Below are 20,796 nucleotides of genomic sequence, written 5' to 3'. Positions count from 1 at the left end.
GCAACACGCGTGCCGGTGAAAGGAAGGTGTGTGTCATGAAGTTCGTGGTGGTCGGCGGGACCGGACTGATCGGGTCGAAGCTGGTGGCCAGGCTGCGGGAGCACGGCCACGAGGCCCTGGCGGCGGCGCCCAACACCGGCGTGAACACCCTCACGGGGGAAGGGCTGGCCGAGGCGCTGGCGGGCGCGACGGTGGTCGTCGACGTGTCGAACTCCCCGTCCTACGAGGACGCCGCGGTGCTGGAGTTCTTCCAGACCGCCACCCGCAACCTGCTCGCGGCCGAGACGGCGGCCGGTGTCGGTCACCACGTCGCGCTGTCTATCGTGGGAACGGAGCGGCTGCCCGCGAACGGTTACTTCCGGGCGAAGGTCGTCCAGGAGAAGCTGATCGAGAAGTCGTCGATCCCGTTCTCGATCGTGCACGCCACCCAGTTCTTCGAGTTCGTGAGGGGCATCGCCGACGAGGCCACGGAGGGCGGCACGGTCCGGATGGCGCCCGTGTCCTTCCAGCCCATGGCGGGCGACGACGTCGCCCAGGCGGTCGGCCGGGCGGCGATGGGGGCGCCGCTGAACGGCCACGTGGAGGTCGGCGGACCCGAGCGGTTCCGGATGGACGAGTTCTTCCGCGACGTGCTCGCCGGTTGGGGCGATCCTCGCGGGGTGGTCACCGACGAGCACGCGCACTACTTCGGGAGCGAGCTGAGTGAGCGGTCGCTCGTGCCGGACGAGGGCGCGACCCTCGGCACCATCCGCTACCGCGACTGGGCCGACCGGGACGCCGCCGGGAAGTAGCGCGTCCTCGCCCTTCGTCAGATCACGAAAGGTGCGTTCCATGTCCGACATCGACCCGGCGACCGGCCGGCCCACACCGAGATCGAACGCGTGGCGGACGGCGCTGACCGTGCTGCAGGAGGCCGAGCCGCCCTTCGTCCCTGCGGGCGCCCACGCGATGACCGTGGTCATCGAGTATCCACCCGGCGACCCCGGCACGCCGCCGCACCGGCACTCCGGCCCGGCCTTCGGCTACGTGCTGGAGGGCGAGATGCTGCTGGAGCTGGAGGGCGAGCCGGAGCGGGTCGTCCGCGCCGGTGAGGCGTTCTGGGAGCCGGGCGGCGACGTCATCCACTACCAGGACGGCAACAACCGCGACGACGTTTCGCTCTGCTTCACCGTCACCATGCTGTGCGAGCCGGGCGCGCCGATGCTCACCCTGGTCGACGAGGACGAGCTCGCCCGGCGCGCGGACCGCCGGGCCCCTCGCCCGTCCTGACCGTCCCATCACCACGGGCTGCCGACGCAGCCGTTTAACTCATGCCACGTACGGAGGAGAGATGAGCGCGCCCAACGGCGAGAACGAGTTCCTGTACGAGCTCAAGGCCGAGGTCGAGATCGAACTGACCCTGGCCGAGGCGAGCCGTCCGGAGGAGGCCGCCGAACTGCCGGTCACCGACTGGCTGTTCGACCCGGCGGACGCCGAGCGCGAGGAGATCGGCCTGCGGGGGCTGGTCAACGCGGTCGAGGCGCTGGAGGAGGACCTCCGGCCCGGCGACCACGGCGCATGACGCCTGAGACACGAGGGCGAACCCGAATGAGACAGCCACAACCGGAGCAGACCGCCACCTCCCGGATCGACACGCTCGACAGCCTTCGCGAGCACCTGCAGTGGGCGATCGAGCTGGAACACGCGACCCTGCCGCCGTACCTGTGCGCGCTGTACTCACTCGACCCGGAGCGCAACCCGGAGGCCGTCGACGTGGTGGGCAGCGTCTTCGCCGAGGAGATGCTGCACCTGGCGCTGGCCGCGAACCTGCTCAACGCCGTCGGCGGCCGTCCCCGTCTGGACACGCCGCGGATGCTGCCTCCGCATCCCCGTACCCTGCCCCACGGCGACCCCTCGCTGGAACTGTCGCTGGTTCCCTTCGGTGCGGAAGCCCTCGAGATGTTCCTGCGGATCGAACAGCCGGCGCCGCCCGGCGCCGCGGCGGAGGGCGACGGCTACGCCACGATCGGGCAGTTCTACGACGCGATCGAACAAGGGCTGCGGCATCTGTGCGACCGGCTCGGCGAGCGGGAGGTCTTCAGCGGCGATCCGGCCCGCCAGGTGAACGCCGGCCACTTCCGGCACACCGCGGGACGGCTGATCGCGGTCGACGGCCTGGACTCCGCGCTGGCGGCGCTCGAGGAGATCGTCGAGCAGGGCGAGGGCACCGGACGCGGCGACGTCTGGGACGGCGACCGGGACGTCTTCCACCCCGATCGGGACGAGGTCGCGCACTACTACCGGTTCCAGGAGCTCAAGGCCGGCCGCCGGTACCGGCGCGGCGACACCCCGGGGTCCGGGCCCACCGGTGAGGCGATCTCCGTGGACCTCGCCGGCGTACGTCCGATGAGGCGCAACCCGCGACTGGCCGACCACGCGCCGGGCAGCGCGATCCGCACGGCCCAGGAGGAGTTCAACCACACCTACTGCGCCGTCCTGCACCTGCTCGAGCAGGCGTTCAACGGCAGCCCCCGGCTGCTCGCGGTCGCCACCGGCGCCATGTACGCGCTCAGGGCCCAGGCGCAGGCCTTGCTGCGGATGCCCGACGAAGGGGGCACGACGGCCGGCCCCACCTTCGAGTACGTCCCGCCCGAGCTGCGCCACTGGAGCAGGGGCGACCGGCAGCGGATCGTCGTCCTGCGCGACGGCCCGTACATGGTGTACGGCGGCGTCCCCCTCCGGCGGAAGAAGAAGATCGTCTCCGCGGAGGGCAAGGCGCTGACGTGGCAGACCGGCGAACGGCTGGAGACCGAGGACACCTACGCCCTGTGCCGCTGCGGCCACTCGGGCTCCAAGCCGTTCTGTGACGGGACCCACGCGCTGATCGGGTTCGACGGAACGGAGACCGCGGACGTCCGGCCGTACGAGGAACTGCAGCACGTGCACGACGGAACGGGGATCTCGGCCCGGCGGGTGGGGGAACTGTGCATCCACGCCGCCTTCTGCATCGCCCGCACCAGGTCGATCGCCGAGATGCTCCCCGACACCGGCGACAGCGACGTGCGATCGGACGTCATGGGCCGCGTCGACCACTGCCCCTCCGGCTCCTACAGCTACGCCCTCGAACGCGGAGGCGGCACGATCGAGCCCGACCTCCCGCAGGCCGTCTCGGTCCTGGAGGAGGAGGACGGGCTGGCCAGCGCGCTGTGGGTCACCGGTGGAGTGCCGGTCCTGCGGGCGGACGGCCGCCCGCTGCAGACCCGCACCAGGATGACCCTGTGCCGCTGCGGCCATTCGGCGAACAAACCGCTGTGCGACGGCACCCACCGGCAGATCGGCTTCCACGAGGAGCCGGCGGACAGTGCGTGACCACGGGTGATCTAGCCGGCCGGATAGAAGAGGAACAGCGTGCAGCCCGTCGTCGTCTGCGGGACGTGCGAGGAGCCCGCGGCGGCGTGGATGAAGGTGCCGGCCGGGTGGTCACGGTCGCCGTCGTTGAAGACGCCGGAGACCACGAAGACCTCCTCGGGACCCGGTTCGTGGACGTCGACCCCCTGCCAGCAGGTGTTCGCGTCCATCTCCAGCACGAAGGCCTTCGCGCCGTCATCCCCGGCCCACAGCGGGCGCAGGCGGATGCCGGGGCGGCACGGTGATCGTCCCGGGCTGGCTGCCCGTCGACGAACCGCCCTCACGGGCCGTCGTCCGGGCGCTGCGCCGCGCGCACGCCCGTGGGGTGCGGGTGGCCGGCATCTGCTCCGGTGCCTTCGCGCTGGCGTACGCCGGCCTGCTGGACGGGCGACGGGCGACCACCCATTGGGCGCTGACCGGCGAGCTGGCCGCCCGCTTCCCGCGCGTCCACGTCGACCGGTACGTGCTGTACGTGGACCACGGTGACGTGGCCACCAGCGCCGGCGCCGGGGCAGGCCTCGACCTGTGCTTCCACCTGGTGCGCGGCGACCAGGGCGCCCGATACGCGGCGCACATCGCGCGGACCATGGTCATGCCGCCCCACCGCGAGGGCGGGCAGATGCAGTACTCGGCGCCGCCGCATCCCGCGCAGATCGACGGGACGCTCGCACCGCTGATGGAGTGGATCACCGAGAGAATCGGCGAACCCCTGACCATCGAGAGCATGGCCGCCCACGCGGGCGTCTCGACGCGTACCCTCGCCCGGCGCTTCGCCGATCAGCTCGGCACCAGCCCGGGCCAGTGGCTGCTCGCCCAGCGGATCGCCACGGCCCGGGACCTGCTGGAGTCCTCCGACCTCCCATTGGACGCCGTCGCCCGCCGCGTCGGCCTCTCCTCGGCCACCAACCTCCGCAGGCGCTTCCTCACCACTCTCGGCACGACGCCGGGCGCCTACCGCCGGACGTTCCGGATGGGCCGCGACGGGGGCGCCGGGGTTTCGTCACCATGAGTTCGCGGCCGAGCAGGAGCATCCCGGCCGGCCTGCCCAGGATCGCGCTTCGGCCGACCACGACCGGGTGCTTGCCGGCCACGTCGACGTCGTAGTCGTCCAGAAGGCGCATGATGCCGCCCGGAGTACAGGAGACGAAGCCGGGCAAGCCGAAGCTCATGGCGGCGAAGGAATGCATCGTGACTCCGTCGACGTCCTTGCCCGGTGCGATGGCCTCGAATGCGGCTCGTTCGTCGATGTGCTCGCCCACTGGATGCTGCAGCAGGATTCCGTGCACGTCGGGATCTTCCGACAAGGAGCCGATGCTGTCGATCAGCTCTGCCGTGGTGGTCGTGGCCGGCATGCGCACGTACCGGGAGTCGATGCCCACCCGGCCGCATGCCAACTTTTCCCATGAAAGGCGCGTCTCATCCTTTATGGGAGTGTTGTTGCGCGGGACCGCCGCAGCCGTCGCGTTCTTCGTCACCGCGGTGCCGGCCGCCGCCGACGCCGTGGCGCCGGCCGGTCAGTGGAATGTCGTCCATGACGACCGCCGCGACTCCTACGACGCGGTGACGGTGACGCCGGGTGGGGCGGCCTGGGTCGCCGGGACGAGGCGCCGCGGAGCGGGCGGCACCGAGTCGCTGCTGCTGAAGGGCCGGACCACCTTCAAGCGTGTCATCGGGCCGGGCTTCCGGGTGAAGCGGCTGACGTCGGCGTCCGACACCAGGGTCTGGGCGTTCGGCGCGTCGCGGTACGCCCTGTGGGACGGCAAGCGCTGGCAGGTCAAGCGGTGGCGCTACGGCCGGGTGGATCGGGCGTACTCCAGCGGCAGGAATCTGTGGGTCATCGAGAACGCGAACGCGTTCCCCGCGACCGGTGACACCGGGTGGAAGGCACAGTCCACGCTGCGGCGCCTGGTCGGGTCGGTGTGGCGCAAGGTCCAGACGCCGATCGTGGTCAAAGGACTCGACGGCGCGTGGGCGGCGGGCTCGGTGCGGGGCAGGGCGGCTCTGGCCCGCTGGACCGGCACGGCCTGGCGCGCGGTTACTCTTCCGGCGATTCCGACCGCACACCCGGGCCAGCTCTCGGAGCTGACGGATGTCGCGATCGACGGCGAGACCGGCCGGGTGATGGCCGTCGGCTGGGTCGCCTGGCCGTGCGGCGGCGCGAAGGACTCCTACTGCGGTGAGACGTTGCTGCTGTACGGCTACCTGGGCGGATGGAACGTCGAGGTCCGCGCTGAACCGGGCATCCAGCCTCGCGCCCAGGCGGAGCCGGACGGCAGAGGCGGGGCCTGGGTCGTCTACGACGCCAAGGGCGGAGGCAGCGCGTTTCTGCACATCGGCGTCGACAGTGTCGAGCCGGGCGCTTTCCCGGCTCCGCGGAACAAGAACGCGTCCGTCCGCGACCTCGCCATCCAGCCGGAGAGCGGTTCCGTCTGGGCGGTCGGCGCGGCGCCTTCGGGCGGCAGCGGTTCGATCTGGGCCTTCGTCCGCTGAGACGGTGACCGCGGATCAGGGATAGATCTTCCGCTGCTCGGCCAGCATGGAGACGTACTGCTCGATACGGCGTGCGCGGGTCTCAGGCTTCTTGGCGTCCTGCACGCGATACAGCACCGCGTAACGATTGCGGCTGTCCAGCGTTGCGAAGAACTCCTCCGCGGCAGGATTCTCAGCCAGGGCGCGGGCCAGGTCTTCGGGGACGGTGGCGGTCCGCGATCCGTCGTACGCCGCGTCCCAGCGGCCGTCCTCCTTCGCCCGCTGGATCTCCAGCAGGCCCGAAGGCCTCATCCGGCCCTCGTTGACCAACGCGGTGACCTTGTCGCGGTTGACCTTCGACCATCTGCTCCCCGGCCTGCGAGGGGTGAAGCGCTGCAGCCAGTGCTCGTCGTCGAACTTGGCCTTCTGCCCGTCGATCCAGCCGAAGCACAGCGCCACGTCAAGCGCCTCGGCATAGGTCAGTGATCGTCGGCCCGCCACCTTCTTGTCGAGCTTGAGCCAGATCCCAGCCGAAGTGGCATGGTTGACAGCGAGCCATGCTTCCAACTCCGCGGCCGACGGGAACGAGAGAGTTTCCAACTCGCGACTCACCACAGAAGTGAACCATGGCGGCGTCAGATGCCTTGACCATGGACGTCTACCCAGATCCCGAGCCCAGAGACCCGCAGGGCTCTCAGCCGGCTCAACCAGCGTCTTGACGCATCACCTCCTGGGATGTTCGTCAGGGCAGGACACCGTAGGGGCACGACCGAGCCATAGGGTTGCGACCATGCTCGAATCGCAACGCGAACGCGTGCCACTCAACGACGGCGGCGAGCTGGACACGGCACTGGCGTTTCTGTCGTTCGCCCGGTCGTGTGTGCTGAAAAAGGTCGACGGCTTGGACGAGGAGCAGGTGCGGCGGCGTCTGGTCGTGTCGGACACGACGCTTCTGGGGCTGGTTCAGCACCTGACCGACGCCGAGCGATACTGGTTCGGGTACACGCTGGCCGGTGACCCGCGGTACGCCGATGTCGACTTCGGCATGCAGGTCGCGCCCGATCGGGGCGCGGATCAGGTCATCGCCGACTACCGGGCGGCCATCGCCGAGAGCGACGCGCACATCCGTGCCGCCGACGGCCTCGACGTCCGCACCTCACATCCAGTGGCCGACCAGCCCCTTACGCTTCGCTGGGTGCTCGCCCACATGACCAGCGAAACCGTACGGCACGCCGGGCACGCCGACATCCTGCGCGAACTCATCGACGGCGTGACCGGCCGCTGATCTCGCCGGTCCTGAAGGCCCCAGGGCCATTGTCAGCACTGGGGTTGGCACGATCATCGTATGCCGGCAGGCCGTCGTCGAAGGGTCAGCCGGACGGCGCAGGACTGGCGATCATTTCGGGAGCGATCGCGGGCATTCGCTGACGGCGGGCTGAAAAGCACCCCCGGTATCGTCCCGCGCATGGTGTCCGAAGACGTTCTGCGGGGCTCGGCCTCCTGGCTGCTCGCCGTACTGGCGGGCGACGTCCCGCCCGATGATGTCGAGGCCGGGTTCGTGCCTCGCCTCACTGCGGGCCGCGATATCCGCACAACTCTGGCTCGGCGCTTCGCACGCTTCCGGGACCACCGACCCGAGCTCGCCTCCCTCGAGTGCGTCGCGCCGACGCGAGCACGCGCCGTTGTGCACTCCGGGGGCGAGGAGTGGGAGTTCACGATCGCGGTCGAGGCCGCCGCGCCTCACCGGATCGCCGTCTTTCAGCCCCATCTGGTTCCCGCCGACGCCGTGCCGTGGTCTGATGTCGCCGGTCGGTTGCGGGATCTCGATCATCGCTCGTCGAGCCTTCCGGCCGCGATCGCCGCGCGGGTCCGGACGCGGCTGCTCAATGCGGTGACAGACGAGCACATCGCAGGGCTCTGTTGTGGTGTGGTTCTTGACGGCGCCGTCGTCCATCGCGAATTCCTCGGTACGGCCGATGTGCGAAGTCTGGTTCCCCTGGACGAGGCATCGGTGTTCCGTGTCGGATCGGTGACGAAGCTGGTCACGGCGCTGGCTGTGCTGGATCTCGTCGACATCGGCGTTCTCGACCTGTCCGCGGAACTGTCGCGCTACGTCCCCAGCAGCCCCGGCGGCTTCGACGCCACGGTCGGCGAGCTGCTGCTGCACCGATCGGGCCTGCCGAAGGACGTGTTGGGACAGCGCGGGACGTCGGCGCTGCCGGGGACGCTGGCCGACGCCGTCACCCGGCTGAAACCCGCCTGGCCGGCAGGTGAGCGGGCCGAATACTCCAGCCTCGGCTACGAGCTGCTCGGACTTCTCGTCGAGCATGTCGCCGGCGAGTCGTTCGCCGACTACTGCGCACGCCGGATCCTGCCGCGTTTCGGCATGACCGGCGCGCAGCTCCCCGGTCCGGACGCGATCGCGCCGTCGTCCGTCACGGGGACCGAGGTGGTGGTCGGCAAGGTCGCGGCGGTCGGGGAGGACGTCGAGTCGTACCGCTTCGCCGGCGGGATGACGGCCGACCTGCCGGGCCTGCTCGCCCTCGCGAACGCGGTCGGCCGGGCCGACGATCCGCTCGTCAGAGCCTTGATGATGCTGTCAACGCCTGCCGGCGGCGGCGCGCGGTTCGTCCCCGGCGCCGCGTTGCTCGACCGGCCGGGCGGCACGATCGTCTGGCGCGGCGGCAGCACGCGTGGTTTCACCGCCGAGCTCATGGCTGCCGGTGATGGATCGGCGGCGGTGGTGCTGCTCGCGGCGGCGACGCCTGCTCGGGGGTTGCGAGCCGTGGCCGAGGAGTTGGTGAGCGGCATGAGGGCAGGCGGAAGCTGGGTTTCGTGAAGCCGCACGCCCCGGCTTGGCGAGCCGATCAACGTCGGCAGTGCCCCGGAATTGTCGCAGTGGCCGCGTACTGTCCATGAAGGCTGTAACCCCGCCCGCCGATTACAGCGCGAAGGGAGTCTTCAATGTCGGAACTGTGTACGTGGCTTACCGGTCTCGGGCTGGTTGAGTCGCCACGCTGGCACGACGGCCGCCTTTACTTTTCCGATTGGACAGCGCATGAGGTGATCGCACTCGACCTGGACGGTAAGCACGAAGTGGTGGCCCGGGTCAACTCGCTTCCGCTCTGCACGGCTTGGCAGGCCGATGGGCGGCTGCTGATCGTCGACTCCGCGCGGGGGCTACTGCTGCGGTTGGAGCCCGATGGCTCGCTCGTGACCCAGGCCGACCTGACCGGTCTCGGGCGCGGCTGGAACGACATCGCCATTGACGGCCGGGGCAACGTCTACATCAATCGCATCGGCTTCGACATGATCGCCGGGGGCGCGTTCGCCCCCGGATACGTCGTGCACGTCGGGCCCGACGGTTCGGCACGCCAAGTAGCCGACGACATCGCCTTCCCGAACGGTATGGCCGTAACGCAGGACAACACGACGCTGATCGTTGCGGACTCGTACGGGAACAGGCTCACCGCATTCGACATCGAGGCCGACGGCGGCCTGTCCAATCGTCGGGTCTGGGCCGAGACCGGCGACGACCACCCCGACGGCATCTGTATCGACGCCGAGGGCGGCGTCTGGTACGCCGACGTCGGCAACAAGCACTGTGTCCGGATCCGGGAGGGCGGTGAGGTCCTTCAAACTGTCGAAGTCGACCGGGGATGCTTCGCCTGCACGCTCGGAGGTCAGGACGGAAAGACGCTGTTCATCGTGGCGGCCGAGTGGCGCATGCCCGAGATGGTGCCACCCGGGACCGGACAAGTGCTGTCGACCCAGGTCGCGGTGCCCGGTGCAGGCTGGCCGTAGAGGTCCGCGGGACGACGGCCGAAAACGGACCCCTCATCGCAAGCCGGCCCTGGCGTTGATGTTTGCTGCGGTTTGTTCCTGATGGTCGTTGCTTGTCCCGGCTGGGGGGACACGGCCGAGGGTCGCGGTTCTTCAGGCAGTAGCTATCTGCCTTCAGGCTGATGACCTCGGCGTGGTGGACGAGGCGGTCGATCATCGCGGCGGCGACGACGTCGTCGCCGGATACCTCACCCCAGCGGCCGAACGGGTGGGAGGTGATGATCAGCGAGGCGCGTTCGCAGCGACTGCTGGCCCCGTGAAAAGGCCCGACGAGGGGCCGCGACTCCCGGTCCGCCGGACGTCAAGGTATGGCGCATGACGCCGGTACGGCTCGTGACTGGCCGGGGAGCGAGAAGCGTGATCGCCATCGCCCATCAGCGGTCCGCGGGCCGGGTTCTGGCCGGGGTTGCCGGAGGCGTCGCGGTGGCTGCCCTGCTCGCGTTCCGGCTGGCCGGCGACGACGGGTTCGCAACCGACCCGGTCGGTGTGCTCGCGCTGGCAGCGGGAGCGACCGGCGCGGCCGTTGCCGCCGCTCGGCTCGCCGGGGTGGGCAACCGGCGGGCCGGCAGGCTCGCGACCTGGCTCTGTGCCTCCCTGCTCGCCTATCTCGTTCTGGCGGCCTGGGCGGTGTGGGCGGTCACGACCGGGCACTCGACCGCCGCGCTTGTGGTTGCCGCCTGGAATCGGCGTGGATCCCGCCGCTCGCCCTCATGCGGCTCACCGCATCCGCGGCCATCCGGACCGGCGCAAGGGCACCCTGGACGCACCCGGTCCTGGCGCGGTGATCGGCACGGTCACGCTCGCCAACGCGCTTGCTGATACGCACCGACTCCGGCGGCGGCACCCACGAGTTCCTGTCCTGGCTGACCCGGCCTGGGCGGCGGCTGTCGTACTCGATCGGGTTCACCCTCACCGACGAGGCCCAAGCGGCGATCCTTGCTCTGCCTGCGCAGGCGTGGACGCCCGCCTATGACGCCGAGGGTCAGGTTCGACCGGGTGCGTGGGTCGCCGAGCTGACCGGCATGGTCACCTTGGAGGGCTGGCCGAAGGGGATGCGCCTGATCGTGCGCAAAGAGCGCCCCCACCCCGGCGCCCAGTTGCGCTTCACCGACATCGACGGGCACCGCTTCACCTGCTTCGTCACCAACACCAAGCGGGGTCAGCTCGCTGAACTGGAACTACGCCACCGCCGCCGCGCCCGCTACGAAGACCGAATCCGCACCGCCAAGGACACCGGCTGCGCAACCTCCCGCTGCACGACTTCACCCAAAACCAGATCTGGTGCGAGGTCGTCGCCCTGGCCTGCGAGCCCGCTGGCCAAGGAGGCTATCTCGGAGATCAGCAGAGAGCGGCTTGAGCAGGTCTTCCCCACCGACTGGCGTCTCACGTCTTCGCAAGTCTCTGGAGGGCGACGATCCAGGTGGCGTCCCGGCAACGCCCTGACCGGCGAGCCCTCGACAGCGACTGATGCCGCCGCCGCGGTCTCACATGCTCAGAAAGGAGCTGTCTCCGAGTACCGGTCAGGCTTCCTGCCGGTCGTCGATCTCGGCGATGAGGGCTTCGACTCGGCTCTTGATCTCGTCGCGGATTGGGCGGACGGCTTCCACACCCTTGCCTGCGGGGTCTTCCAGGGCCCAGTCGAGATACTTCTTGCCGGGGAAGATCGGGCAGGCGTCGCCGCAGCCCATGGTGATGACGTAGTCCGAGGCTTCGACGGCCTCGGTCGTGAGCACCTTCGGGGTCTGGTCGGAGATGTCGATGCCGATTTCCTTCATCGCCTCCACCGCGGCCGGGTTGACCTGCTCGGCAGGAAGCGACCCGGCGGAGCGGACCTCGATCCGGTCGCCCGCGAGGTGGGAGAGGAAGCCAGCGGCCATCTGGGAGCGGCCGGCGTTGTGAACGCATACGAACAGCACGGACGCAGCGGTTTCGGTGGGCATCGGTTCTACTTCCTCTTGCGTATGCCTTCAGGGCTTCAGGGTCGGAGGCAAGGTGGTGAGCAGGTCGGTGATGTGCGCGTCGATCGCGTCGCGTATAGCCCGAACTTCGTCAAGAGAGGCGCCGTCGGGGTCGGGGATGGGCCAGTCGAGATGGCGGCGGCCGGGGACGACAGGGCAGGCGTCCCCACAGCCCATGGTGACGACGATGTCGGCGGCCTTCACGACCTCGTCCGTGAGGGGCTTCGGATAGGCGTCGGTCAGCGTTATGCCGGATTCGGTGAGGACCTGGGCGACTTCCGGCTCGATCCCCACGGCGGGATCGGTGCCCGCAGATGAGACGATGACGCGCCCGCCGGCGCGGGCGTTCAGCAGGGCCGCGGCCATCTGGGAACGCCCTGCGTTCCGGCTGCACACAAAGAGCACTCTGGGCGTTCCGCTGCTCGCCTTCTCCGCATGGGCGAGAGCGTCAAGCCGTTCAGCGGCGAGGCGTTCGGCCAGCACGACCAGGTGAGTGTGTACGCGCGAGGTCTTTGCGAGTAGGTGGTAGGAGTCGGCGAGCATGTGTTGCACGGTTTCTGGCGAGAAGCGCCCAGCGTGCCGGGCGGTCAGCCGGGCCACGCCCGAGATTAGGCGTTCATCTGGCAGGACAGGCGATGGTGAGGCGGTCATGAGAACCCTCCAAGGGGTCCGGGCATGGGCGCGAGGGGGTTGAGACTGGGTGGAGGACTCGCATCAGCTCCAGCTGATGCGATGGTAGCATCAGTCCATGCTGATGTCAGTTGACACTGATCTGTTGCGCGTGCTGGCCGATCCCCTGCGGCTGCAGATCGTGACCCTGCTCGCCCGGGAGACGCTGTGCACCACACACCTGGTTGAGGAGACCGGCGCGCGGCAGACCAACCTGTCCAACCATCTGAAGGTGCTGCGGGACGCCGGAGTGGTGGACACCGAGCCGTGCGGACGGTTCACCTACTACCGGCTCAAGCCTGACGTCATCGCTTCCCTGGCGGGGCAGTTCGCCGAACTGGCCGACACCGCTCGCGCCACTGCCGCCGCCGACAAGAAGAGGGCGTGCCCATGACGACCACCGAATCTGAAGCCGCAACCGGCGGCGTGGTCGGGAAGCTGTCCACCCTCGACCGGTTCCTAGCACTCTGGATCCTGGCGGCGATGGCCCTTGGTCTCGGCCTCGGCCGTGCCTTTTCCGGCCTGAACGGTGTGCTGTCCAAGGTCGCGATCGGCGGCATCTCCCTGCCCATCGCCCTCGGGCTGCTGATCATGATGTATCCGGTACTGGCGAAGGTGCGCTACGACAAGCTCGACGCCGTCACGGGCGACCGCAAGCTGATGATCTCGTCGCTGGTCATCAACTGGGTCATCGGCCCGGCCGTGATGTTCGCCCTGGCGTGGATCTTTCTGCCGGACCTGCCGGAGTACCGTACCGGCCTGATCATCGTCGGCCTGGCCCGCTGCATCGCCATGGTCATCATCTGGAACGACCTCGCCTGCGGCGACCGCGAGGCCGCCGCCGTCTTGGTGGCGCTCAACTCGGTCTTTCAGGTCCTTGCCTTCGGCCTGCTCGGCTGGTTCTACCTCGACCTGCTGCCCAGCTGGCTCGGCCTCGGCGAGGGCCAGCACCTTGACATCTCCGCATGGAAGATCGCTCTGAACGTCGCCATCTTCCTCGGCGTCCCACTGCTGGCCGGGTTTCTTACCCGCCGTCTGGGCGAGCGCGGGCTCGGCCGGGAGCGCTACGACAGCGCGTTCCTGCCGAAGATCGGCCCCTGGGCCCTGTACGGACTGCTCTTCACGATCGTGATCCTGTTCGCCCTTCAGGGCAAGACGATCACCTCCGAGCCCGGTGACGTGGCCCGCATCGCGCTGCCGCTGCTGGCCTACTTCGCCCTGATGTGGTTCGGCACCTTCGCCCTCGGTAAGGCCCTGGGCCTGCCCTATGATCGCACCGCCACGCTGGCCTTCACGGCTGCCGGCAACAACTTCGAACTGGCGATCGCGGTAGCCATCGCGACCTTCGGCGTCACCTCGGGTCAAGCGCTGTCCGGTGTCGTCGGGCCACTGATCGAGGTCCCGGTGCTCGCGGCGCTGGTCTACGTTTCACTCGCCTGGCGGAGGAAGTTCGCTGCCGCATAGCAGGGGCGGAGATGCGTAGAGGGCCGCCTTGGTTGATGCTGGGCGGCCCTCCTTCACCGGTCAGAGGGAAGAGGCGCCATCAGGAGTTGGCCCATCGCGGCCAGCACGCTCGGCTCGACCCGGTAGTACACCCAGGTTCCCCGCCGCTCGGAGACCAGCAGACCGGCCTCCTTGAGCTTCTTCAGATGGTGGGAGACGGTCGGCTGGGACACCCCCACGTCGGAGATGTCGCACACGCATGCCTCACCGCCGAGGGCGGAGGCGACCGCGGAGAACAGGCGCACACGTACGGGGTCGCTGAGCGCCTTGAACATGGCCGCCGTCCGCTCAGCCTCCTCGGCCGTGAGCGTCCGTTCGGTCAGCGGAGGGCAGCAGGGCGCCACAACCTCCGGCTCCAGCACCGGCAGTGTCCGCGGATTCGACATGCATCTATGTTGACATACATCGAACCAGGTCGTGAGGGCTCACCAGCGCCCTCCCGATGCTGACGGGGAGAGGGTTGGTCAGCGCCTTGATCGTGCAGCCAGGCGGCGAGTCGCGAGCGCGGCGTCCCGGCCCACCCCGCGTAGTGAGTTGGATGACAAGCTTCGCTGCCATTCCAGCCCCACATAGGCAAGAGCGGGGTGGGTCAGAGAAGCGCCACCACGGTGCAGCGGACGCCCCTGAGAGTCAAGAGCGCCAATTCCGGCCAGATACGGCAGGTCCGGGCGGTAGCCCGTCGCGAGCAGGATGGTGTCCACCTGCTCGGTCGTGCCATCAGGCCAGGTGACCTTACCGTCGCCGATCTCGGCGAAAAGGGCACGCCGGTCCGGCCTGCCACCTTTCAGGGCCGCCCGATAGCGGCCGTCATCGAGGACCGGCTGAGTCGGAGGTGACGCAGCAGACGGCCCAGCGGTGCGGTGTCCAGCCCGGTGAGGGTGAGCCAGAAGTGCAGATCCCGGCCAAGGATGTGCTGACGGGCGAACCGTACCGGCGCCCGGGTGGCCAGCGTCACCCGCGCCACGGTCGCGAGTTCGGCGGCGATCTGCACCGCAGAGTTCCCTGCCCCGATCACGATGACTCGCTGACCGGCGAACGGCTCTGGGGCGCGGTACTCGGCCGCGTGCAGCACCGTCCCGGTGAAGTTCCCCAGGCCGGGCAGCGCCGGCCGGTACGGGTTGCCGAAGGTTCCGCTTGCCGCGACCACGGCCCGTGCGGCGAGGCGGCTGCCGTCTTGCAGGGTGATGCCGAACCCCTCGCCCTCCGCTCTGACCTCCACGACGCGGGCACCAGTGCGAATCTCCACGTCCAGGCGGGCGGCGTAGGCGGTGAGGTGTCGATCACCTCGTCACGGTGCGGGTAACGATCCGGATCCCCACCACTGAACGGCATCCCCGGCAAGGAGCTGTAGCGGGCCGGTGAGAACAACGTGAGGCTGTCGTAGTACCGGGGCCATGACCCGGCAGGTTGTTGCGATGCCTCCAGGATCACCGGCTTCAACCCTTGCCGCCGTAGGGCGTTCGCCGTGGCCAGCCCGGACTGACCGGCGCCTATCACCGCGACCTCGATCTAATCCATGGCCAAACCCTTTCTTGTTTCGATGAACGTCTATGTTGACGGGTATCGAAACAGATGCCATGCTGGCCGCGCAACTTATAGACGAATGTCGAATCAGAGGAGACGCCGTGACCACGCCCGCCGCCGAACTGCCCGTCGTCGTGATCGGAGCCGGTCCCATCGGCCTTGCCGCCGCCGCCCACTTGATCGAACGCGGACTCGACCCGCTGGTGCTGGAGGCCGGCTCCGCCGCAGGGTCCGCCGTCCGGGAGTGGTCACACGTGCGGCTGTTCTCCACCTGGGGCGAGGTCGTCGATCCCGCCGCCGAAAAGCTGCTCGCCCCGACCGGCTGGGTCCGCCCGGACGCGGCGACGTACCCGAGCGGCGGAGACTGGGCCGAGCAGTATCTTCAGCCGCTCGCCGACACTCTCGGCGACAAGGTCCGCTACAACACCACCGTCACCGGCGTGGCCAAGGCCGGCCGCGACCGGGTGGTCGACTCCGGCCGCGACGAGCAGCCCTTCACCGTGCACGTACGCGCCGCCGACGGCCGCGAAGAGCGCATCAGCGCCCGTGCGGTCATCGACGCCTCCGGCACCTGGACCACACCCAATCCGCTCGGTGGCGACGGTCTGCCCGCGATCGGCGAGAAGAGCGCGACTGATCGCATCTCCTACCGCGTCCCCGACCTGAGGGACCCGGCCGTACGCGCCCGGTACGCCGGTCGGCGCACCGCGGTGGTCGGCACCGGAGCCTCGGCCTTCACCGCGCTGGCGGCCCTTGCCGACCTGGCCGAGCAGGAGCCGGGCACGCACGCGGTCTGGATCCTGCGGCGGGGCATCGGCGCAGGCACCTTCGGCGGCGGCGAGGCCGACCAGCTCCCCGCACGCGGCGCCCTCGGGCTCGCCGCCAAGGCAGCTGTCGAGGCGGGACACGCCAGCGCGGTCACCGGCTTCCGCACCGCCGCGATCGAGCGTGACGGCGACCGCCTGGTGCTCATCGCCGATGACGGCCGCCGCACCGAACCGATCGATGAGGTGATCGTGCTGACCGGCTTCCGCCCGGACCTGTCGTTCCTGTCCGAGGTGCGCCTCGGCCTGGACGAGCGTCTGCAGGCCCCGCTTGCGCTGGCGCCGCTGATCGACCCCAACGTGCATTCCTGCGGCACCGTCTACCCGCACGGCGTCAACGAACTGTCCCACCCTGAGCAGGGCGTCTACCTGGTCGGCATGAAGTCCTACGGGCGTGCCCCGACGTTCCTGGCCATGACCGGCTACGAGCAGACCCGGTCCATCGCCGCCGCCCTGGCCGGTGACCGCGAGGCCGCCGAACGCGTCCAACTGGTCCTGCCCGAGACCGGAGTGTGTGGCGGCTCCGGCCTGTTCGACCAGGCGGACACGGCGCAGGCGTCCGGTGGCTGCTGTGGAGCGCCCGCCACGCTGCAGATCGGTATCGGCGCTCCCGTCTCTTCCGGCGGCTGCTGACCAAGCTGCTGACCGCAGTGACCGATCTTCACGCTCGTGGGGCCGCGACCGGCTCACAGGACCGGTCGCGGCCGCGTTTCATCCTGCCCGCCCTGTCCCTCACCCAGGTCACCAGCTGGGGAGTCGTCTATTACGCCTTCCCTGTGCTCAACCCGGCCATCACCGCAGACACCGGATGGCCCGTTGCCGCCTCCACAGCGGCCTTCTCCGCGGCTCTGCTTGTCTCCGCTCTCGCGGGCATCCCGATCGGCCGCATCCTCGACGCCCGCGGCCCCCGCGCCGTCATGACCATCGGATCCGTTCTGGGTGTGATCAGTGTGCTTGGCGCCGCTTTCGCGCCAACCCTCCCCGCCTTCACCGCTGCCTGGCTCCTTGCCGGTGTCGCGATGGCGGCGACCTTCTACCAGCCTGCTTTCGCCGCTGTGACCCGCTGGTGGGGGCAGGATCGGGTTCGAGCGCTCACGATCGTTACTTTGGCCGGCGGGCTGGCGTCCACGGTTTTCGCCCCTCTCACCGCCACCCTCGCCGAGCACCTGTCGTGGCGGGCCACCTACCTTGTGCTCGCCGCCATCCTGGCCGTGATCACCATCCCGGCCCACGCCCTTGCCCTGCAAGCGCCCTGGCCTCCCGCTCCGCCTCCACCCGCACACCAGGCGGGTCCCGCATCGGGAAGGGTCGCGGGCAGCAGGACATTCCTTCTGCTCGCCTCGGCGTTCACCTTGTCCGCGTTCGCGATGTATGCCGTCGTGATCGCCCTGGTGCCCCTCCTGACAGAGCGCGGCGCCTCCACCACCGCCGCCGCCTGGGCGCTCGGTCTCGGCGGCGCCGGGCAGACCCTCGGCCGCACCTTGTATGCCGCCCTTGCCAGACGCACCAACGTGACGGTCCGCACCGCAGCACTGATCACGGCCGGAGGCGCCACCACCGCCGCCTTGGCCGTCGTCCCCGGGCCCATCGTGCTGCTGACCGCGCTGGCCATCGCCGCCGGAATGGTGCGCGGCAATCTCACCCTGCTCCAGGCCACCGCTGTCCCCGACCGCTGGGGCGCCGCTCACTACGGCCGCCTGTCGGGCCTGCTGACCGCCCCCTCCACCATCGCCGCAGCCCTAGCCCCGTTTGCCGGGGCCGCTCTCGCCGCTCCCTTGGGGGGTTACTCCCGGCTGTTCATCCTGCTCGCCGGTATATCCGTGCTGGCCGCCGTCCTCGCGCTGGGTACTAATCCGAGTGGCAAGAGACGGTGAAGGGCGGTTTGGTTCGGAGCACTGAGACGCTTAACGCTTTGCCCGAAAGGCTCATACGCCAGCCAGTGGTTCCCAGTAGAGCCGGTTGCTGTATGAAACTGCTGTACGGAGATCAAAAAGGCCCATCCCGATGATTGGAATGGGCCTTTGAGCTGGGCGCGGCCGAGAGGACTCGAACCCCTAACCTTCTGATCCGTAGCAAGGTCAGGGCTGTCCACAGCCATCCATGGTTGTCATAACGCCTGTTCAGAGCGGGCGCCTCGCTCTGGAATTTCTATGCACGTCCACGGTGGTCCAGGATTGTTGTTAGCACCAGCGTTAGCAAGATCGGCGGCTCGATAGGGTGGCAGTTCACGGCGCGTCCCGCAGGATATTGATCGCTCCAATACGTCGGTGACGACGTGATCGGCCTGATGGTCATGTCCTGACCATGTGCCTCGATCGATCCAAATTGTTCGCAGCCTCCAGGAGCAGCGTCCCGCAGGGCTCAGCCCGTGAGCATGCGCATGATGGGGACTCCGAGCGCCCCCAGCCAGCCCGCCAGGGCCATCAGCGGCCCGCGCAAGGACTCTCCCGCCGCGGCGATCGCCCCCACCGAACTCAGTACCTCGGTCAGCTGAGTCAGGCGGGTGGCGATGCTCTGACGATCGGGTCGCGCGCGGTCCAGTTCGGCCTGCACGGCCTCTGCCTCGGCCGCCTCGGACGGCAGACCGAGAGCATGGAGCCGGGTCACCAGCGACGCGGCCCACTCACTGGGCTCTCCGCCGAGGAACGTGCCCTGCTGGCCACCCTGGATGGTCTGGTCGCCGCCCACGTTGTTGATGTTAACGGCCTGCTGGTTGCCGATGTTGAACGTCAATCCCATCCTCCAACTCGTCCGCGCTGAACGCGCGCGTTCCAGCTGTGCCGTGGGTCGCTGTCCACTTTCTTGCCACGCGCGGCGGCGACGATGTGCATGATCAATGCAAGCAAGAAGAGCATTAAGCCGACCGCCCCGATGATGCACCCGATCATCTCGACTGACGATGCGTTGCTCCCCTCTACGAATGCAGGGCTGAGGTCCGGCGGCTTGCCAGGCGGTAGCTTGCCGGGCCCTGAGTTCCTAATGGATTCCCAACCTTTAGTGAAGCTATCGACGGCGCTCCTCTGCGCCTGATCTTCGAGGTGTTTCCCCCAGAGGTAGACCAAGCCTCCGCTGAACATCAGCGCCAGGCTCAGCCAGATCAACCGCAGAGAACGGGTGCGAGCCGCCGCGACGTGTCGTAGGAAGCTGTCCCGCTCCTGGACGTAGTGGTTGTACTGGTCGCGGCCCACATTGTTGATCTGGCCGCCTGTCTGCCGGTCGACGTCGAAGCGGACCGGGCGCTCCTGCGCGGGTCGGGCGGGCGGCATCAAGCCGGTGCTCCCAGGCACCTCGTACCGCGCGCGGACCATGCCGAACTGGACCACGTCGCCGTCGTGCAGCACGCGCGGTCGCCGCACCGGTTCGCCGTTGACCAAAGTGCCGTTGCGCGATCCCAGGTCCTCGACGCTGGTCTGACCACCCGCCTGGCTCAGCGCGGCGTGGATGGAACTGAGGTGGGGGTCGTCGAGTCGTAGATCGGCGGCGTGCCCTCGGCCGAGCGATCGTCGTCCGAGGCCCACAGGAAGCACCGTCCCCGCAAGCTGTGACGGATGGATGACGACGAGTCGGGGATCATCTGATGACATTGTCATGCCGTCTCCTCGGCAACCGGCGGCAACATCCATAGTGCGTCGTCCGAACACACTCCATCAGCCTTTTCAGACTCGGCTTCGCGACGGTTTCGGCTCGGTTTGGTCGTTGTCAGAGAAAGAGTTTCTCCGAAAAGGGGAGATAGGGCTTGCCGGAACTTCGTCGACGGCGGATCAGGAACAATTTTCGCGATCCCGCGAGGGCTGCCGACCTGCGGGTTTTCGGTTCCTCGGGTGCTGCCGGACATGTCGACCGCCGGCCTTGGCGACCTTCGCGCCTTCTACATGCTGTGGCCTTTGGTGATACTGCTCACGGCGTAGGAGAGTGACCGCCCGCTTTTCAGGCGGAACAATCACCCTGTTCACCTGCCAGATGGCGCGGTCAGAGAGTTGTAGACGGTCGCCGGAGTATGTGTGTGTACGAGGACGTTGCTGTCCGAGTTGCTGTCGCGTTGACCACGTTCACCAAGGGACGGTGGAGGTCAGCAGTCGTTCGCCCACGGTCGAGACAACAACAACTTGATCTTCGGCGCACCACAGTTTCGGTGGCGCCGTTGCTCAGTTCGCAATGACTGCTGGCCTCTCATCGGCTCCGCCATCCCTGTAGTGACGCAGGAAGAATCCGTAGACGCCGGCGGATCCGACCGCATAAAGGCGCGAGCCGTCGGGCGTCCAGACGCAGTCGCTGAGACTGTCATCCACCCGGATGGCAGCGACGGTGGCGAGGGTCCGCACATCCGACAGGCGCAGGACACCATCGTCGCCGGCGCTCGCCAGCAAGAAGCCGGAGGGGGACAGAGCGATATCGATATATCCGCTTAGGTCCTGTTTCTCGGATCTCCTGACGTGATCACGGTGTGGCTTCCACCCTGGTCGGTGTGGGAGGTCGAGGGGACTTAACCAACGCGGAGTGGGAGCGGCTGAAGCCGTTGCTCCCACCCGCGGGAGCACGCGGTGGCAGGTGGAGTGATCACCGCACGGTCATCAACGGCGTGTTGTACCGGGCGCGGACCGGAGTGCCGTGGCGGGACG

The 20,796-nt window shown here is 68.7% G+C and carries 24 protein-coding genes and 3 pseudogenes; 16 read left to right on the top strand and 11 right to left on the bottom strand.

Translation table 11 applies throughout. From position 1 onward, the window contains the following. The first annotated feature begins 35 nt into the window (after nt 1–35). From MPTA5024_RS17055 to MPTA5024_RS39690, 4 genes are all read left to right on the top strand, one after another. On the top strand, nt 36–791 hold the full coding sequence (locus tag MPTA5024_RS17055; RefSeq protein WP_036325056.1) for an SDR family oxidoreductase: 756 nt from the start codon (nt 36–38) through the stop codon (nt 789–791). 40 nt (nt 792–831) lie between these two features. Beyond that, complete coding sequence (locus MPTA5024_RS17050; RefSeq protein WP_036325054.1) at nt 832–1,269, top strand: cupin domain-containing protein; 438 nt, start codon at nt 832–834, stop codon at nt 1,267–1,269. Between the two features lie 61 nt (nt 1,270–1,330). After that, complete coding sequence (locus MPTA5024_RS17045) at nt 1,331–1,561, top strand: hypothetical protein (protein ID WP_036325052.1); 231 nt, start codon at nt 1,331–1,333, stop codon at nt 1,559–1,561. Between the two features lie 26 nt (nt 1,562–1,587). Continuing rightward, nucleotides 1,588–3,348 carry a ferritin-like domain-containing protein gene (locus MPTA5024_RS39690; protein ID WP_084369746.1) on the top strand — a complete coding sequence of 587 codons (1,761 nt, stop codon included), beginning with the start codon at nt 1,588–1,590 and terminating at the stop codon, nt 3,346–3,348. Between the two features lie 11 nt (nt 3,349–3,359). On the opposite strand, the gene MPTA5024_RS44280 is transcribed toward MPTA5024_RS39690, so the two are convergent. Next, nucleotides 3,360–3,671, bottom strand: coding sequence for a cupin domain-containing protein (locus MPTA5024_RS44280; protein WP_036326495.1), 312 nt, complete (start codon nt 3,669–3,671; stop codon nt 3,360–3,362). Here MPTA5024_RS44280 and MPTA5024_RS17030 point away from each other — a divergent pair. Then, a complete protein-coding gene (locus tag MPTA5024_RS17030; protein WP_232326504.1) occupies nt 3,629–4,396 on the top strand; it encodes a GlxA family transcriptional regulator in 768 nt (255 codons plus the stop codon). The two genes, MPTA5024_RS44280 and MPTA5024_RS17030, sit on opposite strands and share 43 nt — an antisense overlap. On the opposite strand, the gene MPTA5024_RS17025 is transcribed toward MPTA5024_RS17030, so the two are convergent. Beyond that, entirely contained in the window at nt 4,311–4,862 is a 552-nt protein-coding gene (locus tag MPTA5024_RS17025; protein WP_084369745.1) for a tetrahydrofolate dehydrogenase/cyclohydrolase catalytic domain-containing protein, read from the bottom strand. The genes MPTA5024_RS17030 and MPTA5024_RS17025 overlap by 86 nt on opposite strands. On the opposite strand from MPTA5024_RS17025, the gene MPTA5024_RS17020 reads away from it, so the two are divergent. Then, complete coding sequence (locus tag MPTA5024_RS17020; protein ID WP_198167195.1) at nt 4,819–5,877, top strand: hypothetical protein; 1,059 nt, start codon at nt 4,819–4,821, stop codon at nt 5,875–5,877. The two genes, MPTA5024_RS17025 and MPTA5024_RS17020, sit on opposite strands and share 44 nt — an antisense overlap. Nucleotides 5,878–5,892: 15 nt before the next feature. Here MPTA5024_RS17020 and MPTA5024_RS17015 read toward each other — a convergent pair whose 3' ends face one another. Beyond that, nucleotides 5,893–6,468, bottom strand: coding sequence for a YdeI/OmpD-associated family protein (locus tag MPTA5024_RS17015; RefSeq protein ID WP_036326491.1), 576 nt, complete (start codon nt 6,466–6,468; stop codon nt 5,893–5,895). A 178-nt stretch (nt 6,469–6,646) separates the two neighbouring features. Between MPTA5024_RS17015 and MPTA5024_RS17010 the strand changes: the two genes are divergently transcribed. The 3 genes from MPTA5024_RS17010 to MPTA5024_RS17000 all read left to right on the top strand — a co-directional run bounded on the left by MPTA5024_RS17010 (nt 6,647) and on the right by MPTA5024_RS17000 (nt 9,660). Next, nucleotides 6,647–7,141: a DinB family protein gene (locus tag MPTA5024_RS17010; RefSeq protein WP_036325047.1), complete on the top strand. Its 495-nt coding sequence runs from the start codon at nt 6,647–6,649 to the stop codon at nt 7,139–7,141. Between the two features lie 180 nt (nt 7,142–7,321). After that, a complete protein-coding gene (locus MPTA5024_RS39685) occupies nt 7,322–8,695 on the top strand; it encodes a serine hydrolase domain-containing protein (RefSeq protein WP_198167194.1) in 1,374 nt (457 codons plus the stop codon). 125 nt (nt 8,696–8,820) lie between these two features. Further along, a complete protein-coding gene (locus MPTA5024_RS17000) occupies nt 8,821–9,660 on the top strand; it encodes an SMP-30/gluconolactonase/LRE family protein (protein WP_036325045.1) in 840 nt (279 codons plus the stop codon). Here the strand turns inward: MPTA5024_RS17000 and MPTA5024_RS44655 are convergent. Next, nucleotides 9,560–9,949, bottom strand: a pseudogene (locus tag MPTA5024_RS44655) (ATP-binding protein); the annotation flags it as partial. The gene MPTA5024_RS17000 and the pseudogene MPTA5024_RS44655 sit on opposite strands and share 101 nt — an antisense overlap. Nucleotides 9,950–10,056: 107 nt before the next feature. Here MPTA5024_RS44655 and MPTA5024_RS40930 point away from each other — a divergent pair. Together MPTA5024_RS40930 and MPTA5024_RS39675 are read left to right on the top strand one after the other, a co-directional pair. Then, on the top strand, nt 10,057–10,518 hold the full coding sequence (locus MPTA5024_RS40930; RefSeq protein ID WP_157099513.1) for a hypothetical protein: 462 nt from the start codon (nt 10,057–10,059) through the stop codon (nt 10,516–10,518). Continuing rightward, nucleotides 10,497–11,008: pseudogene (locus tag MPTA5024_RS39675) on the top strand (transposase); the annotation flags it as partial. The gene MPTA5024_RS40930 and the pseudogene MPTA5024_RS39675, both read left to right, overlap by 22 nt. Nucleotides 11,009–11,219: 211 nt before the next feature. On the opposite strand, the gene MPTA5024_RS16995 reads toward MPTA5024_RS39675, so the two are convergent. Both MPTA5024_RS16995 and MPTA5024_RS16990 read right to left on the bottom strand, forming a co-directional pair. Further along, nucleotides 11,220–11,639: an arsenate reductase ArsC gene (locus MPTA5024_RS16995; RefSeq protein WP_036325043.1), complete on the bottom strand. Its 420-nt coding sequence runs from the start codon at nt 11,637–11,639 to the stop codon at nt 11,220–11,222. Between the two features lie 27 nt (nt 11,640–11,666). Beyond that, nucleotides 11,667–12,257, bottom strand: a complete 591-nt coding sequence (locus tag MPTA5024_RS16990) for an arsenate reductase ArsC (RefSeq protein WP_232326503.1) — start codon at nt 12,255–12,257, stop codon at nt 11,667–11,669. A 148-nt stretch (nt 12,258–12,405) separates the two neighbouring features. On the opposite strand from MPTA5024_RS16990, the gene MPTA5024_RS16985 reads away from it, so the two are divergent. Together MPTA5024_RS16985 and arsB are read left to right on the top strand one after the other, a co-directional pair. After that, nucleotides 12,406–12,720, top strand: coding sequence for an ArsR/SmtB family transcription factor (locus MPTA5024_RS16985; protein WP_036325039.1), 315 nt, complete (start codon nt 12,406–12,408; stop codon nt 12,718–12,720). After that, nucleotides 12,717–13,790 carry an ACR3 family arsenite efflux transporter gene (gene arsB / locus MPTA5024_RS16980; protein WP_036325037.1) on the top strand — a complete coding sequence of 358 codons (1,074 nt, stop codon included), beginning with the start codon at nt 12,717–12,719 and terminating at the stop codon, nt 13,788–13,790. Before MPTA5024_RS16985 ends, arsB begins: the two co-directional genes overlap by 4 nt. A gap of 53 nt (nt 13,791–13,843) precedes the next feature. Here arsB and MPTA5024_RS16975 read toward each other — a convergent pair whose 3' ends face one another. The 3 genes and pseudogenes from MPTA5024_RS16975 to MPTA5024_RS43540 form a co-directional block, all read right to left on the bottom strand. Continuing rightward, nucleotides 13,844–14,215, bottom strand: coding sequence for an ArsR/SmtB family transcription factor (locus MPTA5024_RS16975; protein ID WP_036325035.1), 372 nt, complete (start codon nt 14,213–14,215; stop codon nt 13,844–13,846). 398 nt (nt 14,216–14,613) lie between these two features. Next, nucleotides 14,614–15,048: an NAD(P)-binding domain-containing protein gene (locus MPTA5024_RS43545; RefSeq protein ID WP_232326502.1), complete on the bottom strand. Its 435-nt coding sequence runs from the start codon at nt 15,046–15,048 to the stop codon at nt 14,614–14,616. A 218-nt stretch (nt 15,049–15,266) separates the two neighbouring features. Then, a pseudogene (locus tag MPTA5024_RS43540) lies at nt 15,267–15,326 on the bottom strand (hypothetical protein); the annotation flags it as partial. 128 nt (nt 15,327–15,454) lie between these two features. On the opposite strand from MPTA5024_RS43540, the gene MPTA5024_RS16965 reads away from it, so the two are divergent. Both MPTA5024_RS16965 and MPTA5024_RS16960 read left to right on the top strand, forming a co-directional pair. Next, complete coding sequence (locus tag MPTA5024_RS16965; RefSeq protein ID WP_036325033.1) at nt 15,455–16,810, top strand: NAD(P)-binding domain-containing protein; 1,356 nt, start codon at nt 15,455–15,457, stop codon at nt 16,808–16,810. A 17-nt stretch (nt 16,811–16,827) separates the two neighbouring features. Next, the gene (locus MPTA5024_RS16960) at nt 16,828–18,051 is read left to right on the top strand and encodes an MFS transporter (RefSeq protein WP_036325031.1); all 1,224 of its coding nucleotides are present in this window, start codon (nt 16,828–16,830) and stop codon (nt 18,049–18,051) included. A gap of 487 nt (nt 18,052–18,538) precedes the next feature. Here MPTA5024_RS16960 and MPTA5024_RS16955 read toward each other — a convergent pair whose 3' ends face one another. After that, on the bottom strand, nt 18,539–18,910 hold the full coding sequence (locus tag MPTA5024_RS16955; RefSeq protein ID WP_036325029.1) for a hypothetical protein: 372 nt from the start codon (nt 18,908–18,910) through the stop codon (nt 18,539–18,541). Beyond that, nucleotides 18,907–19,767 carry an FHA domain-containing protein gene (locus MPTA5024_RS16950; protein WP_232326501.1) on the bottom strand — a complete coding sequence of 287 codons (861 nt, stop codon included), beginning with the start codon at nt 19,765–19,767 and terminating at the stop codon, nt 18,907–18,909. The genes MPTA5024_RS16955 and MPTA5024_RS16950 overlap by 4 nt, the downstream gene beginning before the upstream one ends. An 875-nt stretch (nt 19,768–20,642) precedes the next feature. On the opposite strand from MPTA5024_RS16950, the gene MPTA5024_RS39670 reads away from it, so the two are divergent. Continuing rightward, nucleotides 20,643–20,796: transposase (locus MPTA5024_RS39670; protein WP_157099598.1), on the top strand; the 154-nt coding region annotated here is incomplete at its 3' end.

Source organism: Microbispora sp. ATCC PTA-5024 (genome assembly GCF_000511135.2).
GTDB lineage: Bacteria > Actinomycetota > Actinomycetes > Streptosporangiales > Streptosporangiaceae > Microbispora > Microbispora corallina.
The sequence above is the reverse complement of the archived record's forward strand: the minus strand, read 5'-3'. Positions and strand labels throughout refer to the sequence as shown.

What these genes read in the sequence shown, in the direction of transcription:
- arsB (WP_036325037.1), top strand. Translation starts at nt 12,717, where the DNA reads ATGACGACCACCGAATCTGAAGCCGCAACCGGCGGCGTGGTCGGGAAG.
- MPTA5024_RS16985 (WP_036325039.1), top strand. Translation starts at nt 12,406, where the DNA reads ATGCTGATGTCAGTTGACACTGATCTGTTGCGCGTGCTGGCCGATCCC.
- MPTA5024_RS17055 (WP_036325056.1), top strand. Translation starts at nt 36, where the DNA reads ATGAAGTTCGTGGTGGTCGGCGGGACCGGACTGATCGGGTCGAAGCTG.
- MPTA5024_RS16975 (WP_036325035.1), bottom strand. Translation starts at nt 14,215, where the DNA reads ATGTCGAATCCGCGGACACTGCCGGTGCTGGAGCCGGAGGTTGTGGCG.
- MPTA5024_RS17000 (WP_036325045.1), top strand. Translation starts at nt 8,821, where the DNA reads ATGTCGGAACTGTGTACGTGGCTTACCGGTCTCGGGCTGGTTGAGTCG.
- MPTA5024_RS39690 (WP_084369746.1), top strand. Translation starts at nt 1,588, where the DNA reads ATGAGACAGCCACAACCGGAGCAGACCGCCACCTCCCGGATCGACACG.
- MPTA5024_RS39685 (WP_198167194.1), top strand. Translation starts at nt 7,322, where the DNA reads ATGGTGTCCGAAGACGTTCTGCGGGGCTCGGCCTCCTGGCTGCTCGCC.
- MPTA5024_RS17045 (WP_036325052.1), top strand. Translation starts at nt 1,331, where the DNA reads ATGAGCGCGCCCAACGGCGAGAACGAGTTCCTGTACGAGCTCAAGGCC.
- MPTA5024_RS16995 (WP_036325043.1), bottom strand. Translation starts at nt 11,639, where the DNA reads ATGCCCACCGAAACCGCTGCGTCCGTGCTGTTCGTATGCGTTCACAAC.
- MPTA5024_RS16950 (WP_232326501.1), bottom strand. Translation starts at nt 19,767, where the DNA reads ATGACAATGTCATCAGATGATCCCCGACTCGTCGTCATCCATCCGTCA.
- MPTA5024_RS17050 (WP_036325054.1), top strand. Translation starts at nt 832, where the DNA reads ATGTCCGACATCGACCCGGCGACCGGCCGGCCCACACCGAGATCGAAC.
- MPTA5024_RS17010 (WP_036325047.1), top strand. Translation starts at nt 6,647, where the DNA reads ATGCTCGAATCGCAACGCGAACGCGTGCCACTCAACGACGGCGGCGAG.